Below are 12883 nucleotides of genomic sequence, written 5' to 3'. Positions count from 1 at the left end.
AGAGCGTCAGAGGATCTGTTTTCCGAGCGCGCTCGCCGCTAACTCGACCGCGAGCGACGCTGTTTCGTTGCGTTCGTCGAGGATCGGGTTGATCTCGACGAGTTCGAGCGAGCGGAGGCAGTCGCGGTCGGCGACCGCTTCGAGCGCCGAGTGGGCTTCGCGGTACGTGACGCCGCCGCGAACGGGGGTCCCGACGCCCGGTGCTTCACGGGGATCGAGCCAGTCGAGATCGAGGCTCACGTGGAGACCGTCTGTTCCAGTGGTGGCCACGTCGAGCGCATCGTCGACGACGTTCGTGATCCCCCGTTCGTCGATGTCGGACATCGTGAAGGTGGTCACGTCGGTCTCTGCGATCGCTTTGCGTTCGCGCTCGTCGACGTCGCGAAGCCCGACGATCGCGACGTTTTTGGGGCGCAGTCCGCTCGCGTTGGCCCACGCCACGTCGGCGAACTCGCCGATGCCGAGGACGGCCGCCAGCGGCATCCCGTGGACGTTCCCCGACGGCGACGTCTCCGGGGTGTTGCAGTCGCCGTGGGCGTCGAACCACACGACACCGATCTCGGCGTCGCGCGCCGACCCGGTCACAGAGCCGATCGCGACCGAGTGGTCGCCGCCGAGTACGAGCGGTACCTCGCCGTCCGCGAGTGACCCCTCGACGCGATCTGCGAGACTCGTCACCACTTCGCGAGTTTCGCGGAGAAACTTCGCTCGTCCGGAGGGGAGCGTCTCGGCGTCCGGATCGCGTTCTTCGGCGTGCGGTGCGAGGACGTCGCCGTCGTCGACAGCCTCGACTCCCGTGCGTTCCAGTTCTTCGGCGAGTCCGGCGTACCTGATCGCCGAGGGCCCCATATCTACGCCCCGTCGGTTCGCGCCGTAGTCCGTCGGCGCGCCGATGATACGTACGGTCGTCATACGTCGACCGTAGGCGTCGCTGTCGCCTTACGCCTGGCGTTGCTATCCTGATCCTCGCTTACTCCAGATACGGTTCACAGACGCGGGCGACGCCTTCCTCGAAGGAGATTTCGGGCTCCCAGCCGGTCGCCTCGCGCATCTTCGTGCTGTCTGCCATCGTGTCGTGGACGTAGACGTCGAGTGGGTTCTCGACGTACTCGGGGTCGACGTCGGTGCCGAGTACGTCGTTTATCATCTCGATCATCGTGTTGAAGGTGTAGCTCTCGCCGGTGCCGAGGTTGTAGACGCCCTGGAGTTCGTGCTCGGCCGCGAGTTCGATCCCGCGGACGATGTCGCCGACGTGGGTGAAATCCCGCGTCTGGGAGCCGTCGCCGAACACTTTCGGTCGCTCGCCGTTCGCGATCTTCTCGGCGAACTGCGCGACCGTGTTGGCGTACTCGCCTTTGTGTTCCTCGGCGCCGCCGTAGCCCTGATAGACGGAGAAAAAGCGCAGGCCGGCCAGCGTCATCTCGTAGTGGTGGTGGAAGTACTCGCCGTACTTCTCGCGAGCGAGCTTCGAGGCCTCATAGCAGGTGCGCGCCTCGACCGGGAGGTCTTCGGGAGAGGGCTCGGTCCGCGAGCCGTAGATCGACGACGTCGAGGCGTAGACGACGGTCTCACAGCCGTCTTCGCGGGCCTGCTCGACGGCGTTGACGAAGCCCTCGACGTTCACGCGGGTCGCCTCGCGCTTGTGTTCTTCGGCCATCGTGTACGAGGAGTACGCCGCGAGGTGGAACAACACGTCCACGCCCTCGGTGGGCAGGTCGTCGTCGAGGACGCTCGCGTCGACGAACTCGACCCCGTCGTCGAGATTCTCGGGCGTCCCGAGGTGGAGATCGTCGACGGCGACGACGTCGTTCCGCTCGGCCAGGTGGTTCGCGAGATTCGAGCCGATGAATCCGGCACCCCCAGTCACGAGGATCCGTTGATCTTCCATACCGATCACACGAACGAGGATTCACAAAGCCGTACCGGATCGGTCAGTGGGAGACCCACTGCTGATAGGGTGGCTCCGAGCGAGCAGAAAAACGTGACGAACGCGCCTGAATCGGAAGAAAATCGGGAGACTGTTTCACACTGTATCCATCCATCCACCGGATTTAAGACCGTATGCGGCGAACGATTGGATATGTCATCGATTGAGCTGACGTCCAGTCAGAAAACTATCCTGACCGCACTCATCAACCTTCACCGCGAGAGCGAAGACGCGGTAAAGGGCGAGGACATCGCCGCTGAAGTCGACCGCAACCCCGGGACGATCCGAAACCAGATGCAGAGCCTCAAAGCCCTCCAGCTCGTCGAAGGCGTACCTGGCCCGAAAGGTGGCTACAAGCCGACGGCGAACGCCTACGAGGCGCTCGACGTGAACCAGATGGACGAGCCGGCGTTCGTCCCGCTGTTCCACGACGGCGAGGAAGTCGAGAACGTCAACGTCGACGAGATCGACCTCTCGTCGGTCCACCACCCGGAACTGTGCCGCGCGGAAATCCACGTTCAGGGTTCGGTCCGTGACTTCCACGAGGGCGACGACGTGACTGTCGGTCCGACACCGCTCTCGAAACTCGTGATCGAGGGCGTCGTCGACGGCAAGGACGACACGGGCAACATCCTCATCCTCCGCATCAAGGATATGCGCGCGCCCGTCGGCGAAGCGTCGCACTGAGAGTACGTCACGGCTGCGACTCCGTCGGCTCTCTCCAATTCTGAGCAACCCTCTCGGTTCCTCGTTCTTCGCTGTGTTCCACCGAACAGCGCCGCTGCTCGCGAGCAGCGACGAAGCGAGAGCACGAGGAGAAAAACGGACGGGTGAGGTGGATCCCGTCCCCGGTCAAGAGAGAGTCTCTGCAGCCGTTCTCACATACTGTCCCACGCGTCGATCGCGTGGCGCGGCGAGGCGACGTCGGCGATCCAGCGTGCGGCGATCGCCTTCTTGAGGTTTCGCGCGGCCGGTCCGCCGAAGACGCTCACCGGGAAACTCCCGAGAACGGGAAGTTTGACGTCGTGAGCGACGGCGTCGTCGCCGACGGAGACGACCGTCCCCTTGTCGTCGTGACGCCACGTCTTGAGCGGCTTGCCGGCGACGGCGCGAGCGACGTTCTCGCCGGCGACGTCGGCGGCCTGCCAAGCGGCCTGCGCCGTCGGCGGCGCGACGGAGTCGGGACCCTGCTCGACGAGTGCGGTGTCGCCGAGCGCGAAGACGCGCTCGTCCGAGGTCTGGAAGTCGGCGTCGGCGAAGACGCGGTGGGAGCGCTCGTCCTGGTCGAGGTCGACGCCGTGGACTTCCTCGTGGCCGGTGATGCCGCCGGTCCAGATCAGCGTGTCGTAGGCGAGTTCTTCGGGCTCTTCGTCCTCGCCGCCGCCGAGGTAGGCGAACTCGTCGTCGACCTTCGAGATGAAGTCGCCGGTGAGGATCTCGATGTCGAGATCCTCCAGTCGCTTGCGGAGCGCACCCTGGAGTTCCGGGTCGTTGCCCGGGAAGACCTCGTCGAGGCCCTCGACGAGCGTGACGTCGATCGGGGCGCGGTGTTCGTCGCGGTACTCGGCGATCTCGCCGGCCGTCTGGATGCCCGAGAGGCCGGCCCCGCCGACGATGATCTCCGCGGGGTCGTCGCGGGAGGCTTCCTCTGCGGCCTGCTTTACGTCCGCGTGGATCGACCGGGCGTCGTCGAGGCTCTTCAGTTCGTGGGCGTGCTCTTTGAGCCCCTCGATGCCGAAGAAGGCGGTGCTCGATCCGATCGCGAGCAGGAGGTAGTCGTATTCGATCTCTTCGTCTTCGAGTTCGACGACGCGCTCGTCGACGTCGACGTCGGTGACGTGGCCCTTGACGAACTCCGTCGAGGGCGATTTGATGTCGTCGATCGGGATCGCGATCTTCGATTCGACGCTTGGATCGCGGATACAGCGGTGGACCTCGTGCAGGACGAGGTGATAATCGTGCTCCGAGATCCACGTGAGGTCTGTCCCCGGATCGAGTTCTTCTTCGAGACGCGCGACGGCACCAGCACCCGCGTAGCCGGAACCGACGACGACGACCTGCGTACTCATAGACGTTTCTGCGGCGGCATCGGATAAAGGAACTGCGGAATGCGGCTCGGGTTCACGTGGGAGGCAGCGTCGCTCACTCGATGGAAAGCCCCGGGTGCCAGTGGTCGACGCCGGCCTCGCGCTTCGCCTCGTCCATCTTCGCGAGCAGGTGTACGGCCAGGCTCGCGGTTTCCGCCGCGCGGGATTCGCCTTCCGCTCGGAACTCGCCCGTGACGCGGTTCGCGTAGACGGAGCAGACAGCCCCCGCACGGAGCCCGTAGACGTTCGCGACGGTGAGAAGCGCAGCGGCCTCCATCTCGATGTTCTTCACGTTCGCCTCCTGAAGTTCCTTCACCAACGTCTCCGAGCCGGCCGCGCGGAACCCCTCGAAGCCGGGGCGACCCTGTCCCGCATAGAAGGAATCGGCGCTCATCGTCAGCCCGACGTGGTAGTCGTGGCCCAACCGCTCGGCGGCGGCGACGAGCGCGGCGACGACTTCGTGGTCCGCGACGGCCGGGTAGTCCTCGCGGACGTACTCCTTCGAGGTGCCTTCCTGACGGACGGCACCGGAGGTGATGACGAGGTCGCCGACCGCCATCTCGGGCTGAATCGCCCCGCAGGACCCGACACGAATGAAGGTGTCTGCCCCGACGCGAGCGAGCTCTTCGATGGCAATCGCGGCGGAGGGACTGCCGATGCCCGTCGACGTGACTGAGATCGGCGTCTCCCCGTAGGTCCCGGTGGCCGTGCGGTACTCGCGGTGACTGGCTCGCTCCTCGTAGTCGTCCCACAGCGCGGTGATCTTGTCGACGCGCTCGGGGTTGCCCGGGAGGAGGACGCTGTCTGCGACGTCGTCGGGGCCGACGGCGACGTGATACTGAACCTCGTCGTTCGGGTCTTCGCTGTCGCTCATAGGTACTCTCCCGGGCGCATCGAAAATATACTGTCGGCTGGGTTCGGGAAAAGCCCGCTACTGATCGGTGTCGCCGCTGCTGTCGTCGGCGTCGTCGTGCTGACTCTCTCCCTCCCGCTGCTCCGCGGCCGCAGAGAGCGTCTCCAGCGAGATCGTGTTCGGCAGGAGTTCCCCGAGCGTGTACGTCGACGTGTCGTCGCCGCCCTCGTCGCAGACGACTTCGAGGTCCGCGTCGGCGAACTCCGCGAGTGTCTGGCGACACATCCCACACGGCGTCACGCCGTCGCGGGCGCCGGAGGAGACCGCGATCCGGTCGAACTCTCGGTGGCCGTCTCGGACCGCCGACGCGATCGCGACTTCCTCGGCGTGGAGGCTGTTCGAGTAGTTCGCGTTCTCGATGTTGCAGCCGACGTACACGGTGCCGTCGGCCGTTCTGAGCGCCGCGCCGACCCGATACTCCGAGTACGGGACGTAGGCGTCTGCGAGCGCGTCGCGAGCGCGTTCGACGAGGTCGTCTGTCATCGCCCGGCGGTTCGTCCGGGGGGCGTTTGTACGTTGTCGTCCCCGGGAGAACGTCCGCGAGGGCCGTCAGCGGTCGACACGTCAAAGGGCAAGTGAAAAGCCACTCCCGGCCGTAGCGAGCGTGTGCACTCGGATACAGACACTGACGCCGAGGGAGGCGGCGACGCGCCCGACTCGGACGTCGAGACGGCGGACGCCGGGACGCCCGGACTCGGCCGACGAATTATGCTGGTGCTGGGCGCGACGATCGTCGCGATTTCGGGCGGCGTCGGTCTGCTCGTTGGCGGTAACGGCGCGGAGTCGGCCTCCGAGGCGGCCGTTCTGGGCACCTCGGTGACGATTCCGCTGACGCCCGGCGCGGTCGCACTCTACGGGATCGTAGTCTCGACGCTCGTCCTCGCAGTCCTGTTCGGCCTGGTCGAACTCGCCTCCCGTGCGGAGGCCGACGCCGGGGATCCAGAGGCTCAGCGCTAAGCGCCGCATCGAGGACCATCTCTGTCTGGCGGCCTCTACGTGCGAGAGACAGCGCGGCGCTTTTGTCGCTGCAGTCCCGACAGCGCAGTATGGCTTCAACCACGTCGGCCGACGACCGCGCGGACGCCGCGGCGACCGACGAGGAGTTCGATCCGAACGCGCCGCTCCAATCGGAGACCGGGAACAGAAACCGCAAGCGGGCAGCGCTCGCCGTCGCGCCGTTTCTCGCGATCGGACTCGGCAACGTCGTCTTGCTCCTCGGCTGGGGGATCGAGCCGCTGTGGGCGTTCGCGCTCCTCCCACCGATCCTCTTCTGTACGGTCCTGGCGTACCTCGTTTTCAGTACCGACTTCCTCGACGGTCGGACCTAAAACGAGGCCGATCACCCGCCGCGTCAGCGAGACTGACTTCAGCTGCCGGTATCGTACTTGTAGGTCGCTTCCTCGGGGTCGATCCCGAAGTCCTCGGCTGTCTCCTCGACGGGGACTTCACCGTCTTCGGGTTCGTCTGCCGGAGCGGCGTTCTTGAACCGCTCGCGGTACTCCTCGGGGACCGTGAAGTCATCCGCGTGCACGCGCATCGCGATGACCTCGTCGCCGCGCTCTGCTCTGACCGTTTCGAGCCGGGACGCGACGGGCTCGGGAAGGTCGCCGGATTCTAGCGGCTCGAAGCCGAACGGCGTGAAGTACGACGGCTGGCGTGTGAACGTGTAAACCGCCTCGTAGCCCTCGTCGCCCGCCTCGGCGACGAGTCGCTCGATGACGTGCGCGGCGACGCCCTGCTGTCGCCACGGCGGGAGCGTGTAGACGAACGCGAGTTCACAGAAGTTGCCGGCCTCCGTCTTGTGGACGCGAATGCGTCCGAAGCCGGCCTTACGAGAGGACTCCTCGTCGAGCGCGATCACGTAGTCCCGGGAGCGAAACGCGGGATCGTCGATTTCGGCCTCCTCGATCCTGTCGAGTAGCCAGACCTCGTCGCGATTTTTGGCGTCCCGGACGTACATACTCGGTGATACGACACCGGGATGCAAGTGTATTGCGGAGCCGTCTGTCGAACCACGGCGCACAGGCAACACCTTTGTATCGGTCTGCGTTCTACGAGCGCACGATGGCTCGTCTCTTGCCCTCCCAGTCCGAGCCCGACGTCGACGCCTCGCCGCGCGTCGTCGGACTCGACGACGACGATGCCGACGACCTGCTGTCGGCGCTCTCCTCGGGGACCGCACGGCAGATTCTCTCGGCGCTTCACGAGGAGCCGACCAACCCCGCCGCCCTCGCGGATGCGGTCGATACGTCCCTGCAGAACGTCCAGTATCACATCCAGCGGCTCGAAGACGCTGGCGCCGTAGAAGTCGTCGACACGGCGTACTCGGAGAAAGGCCGCGAGATGAACGTATACGCGCCCGCAGACCGCCCGCTCGTGGTCGTCGCGGCCGACGGCGAGGAAACCGCCGGCCTCTCAGCGGCGCTCAAGCGACTGCTCGGCGGCGTCGCAGTCGTCGGGCTCGTGAGCATCCTCGCGCAGGTCGCGATCGAAGGCCTCCCGTTCGGCGCGCAAACCGGCGGGGCCGACGGCGGCGTGTCCGTCCAGACGACTGAATCGACCCGGATCGCGACCGAGACGGCCGCCAGTTCGGGGTTCCCGCCAGGACTACTCGTGTTTCTCGGCGGTCTCACGGTCCTCCTCGCGTGGTTCGCGGTCTGGTTCGTCCGCCAGCGATAGCGGCTCGACGGCGCGGCTCGCACCGTCGGTCCCCCTCCCCGAAGAATCTTCTCCCGTAAGTATTCGTACCCTGACCCACAAGAGGCAGGTATGAATCACCCGGGCGAGGTCGAGGGTATCGCCGTCGGCGTCGACGCGGACGGCGACAACATCCCCGCGGTCGTGGTCGCGGCGCGGTCCGAGCTGTTGCCGATCGTCGTCACGGCCGATCAGGCCCGGGCGATCCAACTCGCGATCGCCGGCGAGTCCTTCGAGCGACCGCTCACACACGACCTTCTGGTGGAGATGCTCACCGAGTTCGGCGGCGCGATCGACAAGGTCCGCATCGACGACATCGCCGACGGGACCTTCTACGCGAAGATCGACGCCGAGCGGTACGACAACGGCGAGCCCCAGCGGTTCGTCTTCGATGCGCGTCCCAGCGACGCGGTCGCGCTCGCGGTCCGCGTCGACTGTCCGATCGAAGTGTCCGACGCTGTCCTCGACGAAGCCGGACAGCCACCGGATCGGTTCGACTTCGGCGAGGGACGCGACGAGGACGTCTCCGACGAGCCCGACGACTTCGACGATTTCGACGATCTTGACGACTTCGGCGGCGGGCGCTGATACGGTCAAACAACTGTGTAGATCGATTCCTCACTCGGTGTAGCAACATACGCCACAGATTCGTATCCGACAGTGGGAGTGCTACCCGGGCCGTCTACTGGGCATCGGCCTGTCCGCGTACCCTTATCCCGACAGAACTCGAAGGCCCCGCTATGACCCTCTCCGTCGAGACTCCTCCGGTGCCCGAACTCGAAGACACCGTCGATCCGAACGAGTACGAGGACGCGGACGTCGTCGGCGACACCGACTACCGGCGCGCGGACCTCGAAGAACTCCTCCGCGACGGCGCGTGGGCGGACGCCTTCGAGCAGTGGTGTGCCGAGACCGACGTGACCGCCGACGAGTGGGCGATCGTCCTCGACCTCGAGATGCTCTCGCACTTCGACTTCTTCTGGGACGACTTCGCCGACCGTGTGGGGTATCACGCCCCCGGGCTCCCCGAGGACTGGAAAGAACGCGAACTACACTCCGAGATCACCTCCTGGAAGACGGTCTCAAGCATCAATGCCGGCCTGACCGAACTCGGACAGACCGTCTGTGAGGTGCTGAAAGACGACTACATCACCTGGGAGTCGGAGTACGAAGCGCCCGACGATCTGCCTGATTTCTAAAACCCACCTTTTTCCACGGTGGGTTTCCTCGCGGCGCGTCGCGCCGCTGCGGGAACCCACCGCGCAAAAACCTGGAGGGAAAAAGGCCGCTCGGCCCGCGTTGCTCGCCTCGCGGTGCAAATCGGTGTGACGACCGCAGAGCGACGCGAGCAGTAGTCCATCGCCCATCGGACTGGCCCAATTCGGTCACGCTCGGACCCACGGAAATATATTTGTGGCCCCGGGAGGTCCGTCCGTGAACCGCAGAGCCCTCCTCTCGGCGACCGCGTCGGCCGCCGCCCTGTCGATGACCGCTCTCTCGGGATGCACTGGAGCGGTGCGCCGAGAAATAAGTGACCGCGTCGTAATGGACATCGCCACGATGGTCTTTCACCCCGCGTCGGAACCGTGGGTCACCGATGGCCTCTCGGCGTCCGGGGACGCGACCCGCCACGCCGCGCTCTTCACCGGGAAGCCATCGGACGTGTCAGAATTCTTTACAGATCAGTATCCGACGAACGAACGCACGTTCGACAACAAACTGCGAAACACCGACTACTCCTCGAACTTCATCCTGCTCTATGAGGTGCGGATGTCGCGGGCGGAGGCCTACCAAGTCGCCCCGACCATCCTGTACGATGATCTCGGCTGGACCGGCTGGCGGACGGTGACAGCGCCAATGGCGCGAGCGTCACGGGACCCCTCAGAACTCGATCTGTCGCCGGAAACCGAGGACGTGATCGCGACGACAGTCGTCCGGTACAGCGCCGAGGCGACGCCCCGGCGGGTCCGCCTCCCCGTCTACGACGAGGAGACCGGCGCGCTACGTTCCGAGATGACGGTCCGAGCCGAGTCGTAACGGTCGGTCGCCGCCCGCTCGGAGAACAGACCGTACGCCGCGGTTCCACGGATTTCATATACATTCGCTGGTACTCCCTCTGTATGGACGAAGTCGACGACCAGTACACGCCCGCGGAGGTCGAATCCGCGGTCGGGGAGTACTGGGACGACACCGACGCTTACGAGGCGACGAAGGAGGCCCACGCCGACGACCCCGCCTTCTTCTTCGTCGACGGCCCGCCGTACACCTCCGGCCAGATGCACCTCGGCACGGCCTGGAACAAGACGCTGAAGGACGCCATCATCCGTTACAAGCGGATGACCGGCCACCGCGTCACCGACCGCCCGGGATACGATATGCACGGGCTCCCGATCGAGGTGAAAGTCGAGGAGGAACTCGGCTTCGAGACCAAACGCGACATCGAGGAGTACGGCATCGAGTCGTTCATCGAGGAGTGCAAGGACTTCGCCGAGCGGAACCGCGCGGCGATGGACGAGGACTTCCAGTCGATCGGCGTCTGGATGGACTGGGACGACCCCTACGAGACCATCTCGCCCGAGTATATGGAAGCCGCCTGGTGGGCGTTCCAGCAGGTCGACGAACACGGCCTCGTCGAGCAGGGCAAGCGCTCGGTCAACTACTGTCCGCGGTGTCAGACCGCCATCGCGGCCAACGAGGTCGAGTACGACGAGATCACCTCCCCGTCGATCTACGTGAAGTTCCCGCTGCAGGATCGAGAAGGGAGCCTCGTCATCTGGACGACGACGCCGTGGACCATCCCGGCGAACACCTTCGTCGCCGTCGACGGCGAGATGACCTACCAGGCCGTCCGCGCCGAGAAGGACGGCGAGGAGGAAGTCCTCTACGTCGCGGAACCCTGCGTCGAGGACGTCCTGAAACAGGGTCGCTACGAGGACTACGAGGTCGTCGACGAGTACGAGGGCGAGGATCTGGTCGGCTGGACTTACGACAACCCCCTCGAGTCGCACCTGAACGAGTACGCCGACTTCGAGGGCGCAGGTCAGGTCTACACGGCCGACTACGTCGAAGCCGACCGCACGGGCCTCGTCCACTCCGCGCCCGGACACGGGCAGGAGGACTTCGCTCGCGGGCAGGAACTCGGCCTCGACGTGTACGTCCCCGTCGACGGTCGCGGCGAGTTCACCGAGCAGGCCGGCGACTACGCCGGCACCTTCGTCCGCGACGCCAACGACCAAATCGTCGACGACCTCGAGGAGTCGGGCGCGCTGCTCGCCTCGGGCACGCACGACCACCGGTACGGTCACTGCTGGCGGTGTGACACGGACATCATCTTCCTCGCGACCGACCAGTGGTTCATCACCGTCACCGACATCAAAGACGAACTGCTCGAGAACATCGACGACTCCGAGTGGTACCCGCAGTGGGCGCGCGACAACCGCTTCCGCGACTTCGTCGCCGACGCGCCGGACTGGAACATCTCCCGGCAGCGCTACTGGGGTATTCCACTCCCGATCTGGCAGGCCGACGACGGCGAGTGGATCGTCGTGGGCACGCGCGAGGAGCTCGCCGAGCGCGCGGACCAGGACATCGACCCCGACGAGATCGACCTCCATCGGCCGTCGGTCGATCCGCTGACGATCACCGAGGACGGGAAGACCTACGAGCGCGTGCCGGACGTCTTCGACGTCTGGATCGACTCCTCGGTCGCGACGTGGGGAACCATCGACTACCCGAGCGAGACCGAGGCCTACGAGGAACTGTGGCCCGCCGACTTCATCGTCGAGGCCCACGACCAGACCCGCGGGTGGTTCTGGTCCCAGCTCGGAATGGGCACCGCCGCGGTCGGCGAAGCGCCCTACGAGCAGGTGATGATGCACGGCTTCGTCAACGACGAGGACGGCCGCAAGATGTCGAAGTCGCTGGGCAACATCGTCACGCCCGAGGAGGCGATCGAACGCGCCGGCCGCGACCCGCTGCGGGCGTACCTCCTCAGTCACGACCAGCAGGGCGTCGATCTCTCCTTCGAGTGGAACGGACTGGGCGAGATGCAGTCGACGCTCAACATCTTCTGGAACGTCTTCCGCTTCCCGCTGCCGTATATGGACCTCGACGGCTACGACCCCGCCGAGGCCGACCTTGACGACGGCGACCTCACCGTCGTCGACGAGTGGGTGCTCTCGCGCCTGCAGTCCGTCGAAGCCGAGGCCGCCGAGGCCTGGGAGAACTTCGAGGTCAGCGACGCGCTCAACGCGGTGCTCGACTTCCTGACCGAGGACGTCTCGCGCTTCTACGTGAAGGCGATCCGCGAGCGGATGTGGGAGGAAGAAGACTCCGCCTCCAAGCGCGGCGCGTACGCCACGCTCGCGACCGTCCTCGACGAGACGATCCGCCTCCTCGCGCCCTTCACGCCGTATCTGGCAGAGCAGATGTACCAGCACCTCGACGGCGAGGCGACGAGCGTCCACGCGCTGTCGTACCCGACCGCCGACGGGACGCTGCGCGACCCCGAACTCGAACGGCAGATGGCGGTCCTCCGCGACGTCGAGGAGGCGGCCGCGAACGCGCGCCAGCAGGGCGGCCGAAAGCTCCGCTGGCCCGTCCAGCGGGTCGTCGTCGCCACCGAGGACGACGCCGTCGCCGACGCCGTCGAATCGCTCTCAGACCTCCTCGCCGAACGCGTCAACGCTCGATCGATCGACGTCGTCTCGGAGTTCGACGAACTCGTCGAGCGCGCTGATCCCCAGATGGGCGTCATCGGACCGGCGTTCGGCGCAGACGCCCAGAAGGTGATGGAAGCCGTGCAGGGCAAGACGCGCGCCGAGGTCGAAGCCGGCGTCGACGTCGACGGCGAGACCTACGACCTCACCGACGAGATGGTCGAGTACGAGGCCGAACCGCCGGCGCACATCTCAGGAGCCGCGTTCGACGACGGCACCGTCTACGTCGACACCGAACTCACCGACGAGATCGAGGCCGAGGGCTACGCTCGCGACGTGGTCCGGCGGATTCAGGAGATGCGCAAGCAGCTCGAACTGGACGTCGACGCCGAGATCGACACGTACGTCGACGTCGCCGACGACCGCATCACCGAGTTCGTCGACCGCCACCGCGACGTGGTCGCCGAGGAGACGCGGACCCGGGAGTTCGTCGACGGCGAGGAACTGGCGTCCGACGGAGACTGGGCGCTCGTCGAGGAGTGGGACGTCGAAGGTGTGACCGTCACGATCGGCGTCGAACCGGTCGGCGCGTAACAGACGA

Annotated in this window: 13 protein-coding genes and 1 pseudogene; 8 read left to right on the top strand and 6 right to left on the bottom strand. The window is 65.9% G+C overall.

Going from position 1 to position 12883, the window contains the following annotated elements; all coding sequences use genetic code 11:
* Positions 1 to 6 precede the first annotated feature (6 nt).
* Together rocF and RBH22_RS05755 are read right to left on the bottom strand one after the other, a co-directional pair.
* Positions 7 to 912 (bottom strand): arginase, encoded by a 906-nt coding sequence (gene rocF / locus RBH22_RS05760; protein WP_256289862.1) that lies wholly within the window; start codon positions 910 to 912, stop codon positions 7 to 9.
* Positions 913 to 970: 58 nt separating this feature from the next.
* On the bottom strand, positions 971 to 1888 hold the full coding sequence (locus tag RBH22_RS05755; protein WP_256289861.1) for an NAD-dependent epimerase/dehydratase family protein: 918 nt from the start codon (positions 1886 to 1888) through the stop codon (positions 971 to 973).
* A gap of 192 nt (positions 1889 to 2080) precedes the next feature.
* On the opposite strand from RBH22_RS05755, the gene RBH22_RS05750 reads away from it, so the two are divergent.
* Entirely contained in the window at positions 2081 to 2614 is a 534-nt protein-coding gene (locus RBH22_RS05750) for an Rrf2 family transcriptional regulator (protein WP_121570408.1), read from the top strand.
* A gap of 191 nt (positions 2615 to 2805) precedes the next feature.
* Here the strand turns inward: RBH22_RS05750 and RBH22_RS05745 are convergent, their stop codons facing one another.
* The 3 genes and pseudogenes from RBH22_RS05745 to cdd form a co-directional block, all read right to left on the bottom strand.
* The gene (locus tag RBH22_RS05745; RefSeq protein WP_256545244.1) at positions 2806 to 3996 is read right to left on the bottom strand and encodes an NAD(P)/FAD-dependent oxidoreductase; all 1191 of its coding nucleotides are present in this window, start codon (positions 3994 to 3996) and stop codon (positions 2806 to 2808) included.
* 73 nt (positions 3997 to 4069) lie between these two features.
* Entirely contained in the window at positions 4070 to 4888 is an 819-nt protein-coding gene (locus RBH22_RS05740; RefSeq protein WP_256545243.1) for a nucleoside phosphorylase, read from the bottom strand.
* A 57-nt stretch (positions 4889 to 4945) separates the two neighbouring features.
* Positions 4946 to 5419: pseudogene (gene cdd / locus RBH22_RS05735) on the bottom strand (cytidine deaminase); the annotation flags it as partial.
* Positions 5420 to 5533: 114 nt separating this feature from the next.
* Between cdd and RBH22_RS05730 the strand changes: the two are divergent.
* Both RBH22_RS05730 and RBH22_RS05725 read left to right on the top strand, forming a co-directional pair.
* Positions 5534 to 5884, top strand: a complete 351-nt coding sequence (locus RBH22_RS05730) for a hypothetical protein (RefSeq protein ID WP_306676819.1) — start codon at positions 5534 to 5536, stop codon at positions 5882 to 5884.
* Between the two features lie 89 nt (positions 5885 to 5973).
* A complete protein-coding gene (locus tag RBH22_RS05725; protein WP_256289855.1) occupies positions 5974 to 6255 on the top strand; it encodes a hypothetical protein in 282 nt (93 codons plus the stop codon).
* Between the two features lie 38 nt (positions 6256 to 6293).
* Here RBH22_RS05725 and RBH22_RS05720 read toward each other — a convergent pair whose 3' ends face one another.
* Complete coding sequence (locus RBH22_RS05720; RefSeq protein WP_256289854.1) at positions 6294 to 6887, bottom strand: GNAT family N-acetyltransferase; 594 nt, start codon at positions 6885 to 6887, stop codon at positions 6294 to 6296.
* Between the two features lie 104 nt (positions 6888 to 6991).
* Here RBH22_RS05720 and RBH22_RS05715 point away from each other — a divergent pair, with 104 nt between their 5' ends.
* The 5 genes from RBH22_RS05715 to ileS all read left to right on the top strand — a co-directional run bounded on the left by RBH22_RS05715 (position 6992) and on the right by ileS (position 12876).
* Positions 6992 to 7606, top strand: coding sequence for a winged helix-turn-helix domain-containing protein (locus RBH22_RS05715; protein ID WP_256545241.1), 615 nt, complete (start codon positions 6992 to 6994; stop codon positions 7604 to 7606).
* A gap of 90 nt (positions 7607 to 7696) precedes the next feature.
* Entirely contained in the window at positions 7697 to 8212 is a 516-nt protein-coding gene (locus RBH22_RS05710; RefSeq protein ID WP_256545240.1) for a bifunctional nuclease family protein, read from the top strand.
* A 152-nt stretch (positions 8213 to 8364) separates the two neighbouring features.
* Complete coding sequence (locus RBH22_RS05705; protein WP_306676817.1) at positions 8365 to 8823, top strand: hypothetical protein; 459 nt, start codon at positions 8365 to 8367, stop codon at positions 8821 to 8823.
* 235 nt (positions 8824 to 9058) lie between these two features.
* Positions 9059 to 9661 carry a hypothetical protein gene (locus RBH22_RS05700; protein WP_306676816.1) on the top strand — a complete coding sequence of 201 codons (603 nt, stop codon included), beginning with the start codon at positions 9059 to 9061 and terminating at the stop codon, positions 9659 to 9661.
* An 83-nt stretch (positions 9662 to 9744) separates the two neighbouring features.
* A complete protein-coding gene (ileS, locus tag RBH22_RS05695; protein ID WP_306676814.1) occupies positions 9745 to 12876 on the top strand; it encodes an isoleucine--tRNA ligase in 3132 nt (1043 codons plus the stop codon).
* Positions 12877 to 12883: the final 7 nt, after the last annotated feature.

The sequence above is a fragment of the Halobellus sp. H-GB7 genome, assembly GCF_030848585.1.
GTDB classification, from domain to species: Archaea; Halobacteriota; Halobacteria; order Halobacteriales; family Haloferacaceae; genus Haloquadratum; species Haloquadratum inordinatus.
Note: the sequence above shows the minus strand (reverse complement) of the source record. Positions and strands in the feature narration are given on the sequence as shown.

Coding starts and splice junctions, on each gene's coding strand:
- rocF (WP_256289862.1), bottom strand. CDS start 912: ATGACGACCGTACGTATCATCGGCGCGCCGACGGACTACGGCGCGAAC.
- RBH22_RS05745 (WP_256545244.1), bottom strand. CDS start 3,996: ATGAGTACGCAGGTCGTCGTCGTCGGTTCCGGCTACGCGGGTGCTGGT.
- RBH22_RS05710 (WP_256545240.1), top strand. CDS start 7,697: ATGAATCACCCGGGCGAGGTCGAGGGTATCGCCGTCGGCGTCGACGCG.
- ileS (WP_306676814.1), top strand. CDS start 9,745: ATGGACGAAGTCGACGACCAGTACACGCCCGCGGAGGTCGAATCCGCG.
- RBH22_RS05750 (WP_121570408.1), top strand. CDS start 2,081: ATGTCATCGATTGAGCTGACGTCCAGTCAGAAAACTATCCTGACCGCA.
- RBH22_RS05720 (WP_256289854.1), bottom strand. CDS start 6,887: ATGTACGTCCGGGACGCCAAAAATCGCGACGAGGTCTGGCTACTCGAC.
- RBH22_RS05725 (WP_256289855.1), top strand. CDS start 5,974: ATGGCTTCAACCACGTCGGCCGACGACCGCGCGGACGCCGCGGCGACC.
- RBH22_RS05755 (WP_256289861.1), bottom strand. CDS start 1,888: ATGGAAGATCAACGGATCCTCGTGACTGGGGGTGCCGGATTCATCGGC.
- RBH22_RS05740 (WP_256545243.1), bottom strand. CDS start 4,888: ATGAGCGACAGCGAAGACCCGAACGACGAGGTTCAGTATCACGTCGCC.
- RBH22_RS05715 (WP_256545241.1), top strand. CDS start 6,992: ATGGCTCGTCTCTTGCCCTCCCAGTCCGAGCCCGACGTCGACGCCTCG.
- RBH22_RS05705 (WP_306676817.1), top strand. CDS start 8,365: ATGACCCTCTCCGTCGAGACTCCTCCGGTGCCCGAACTCGAAGACACC.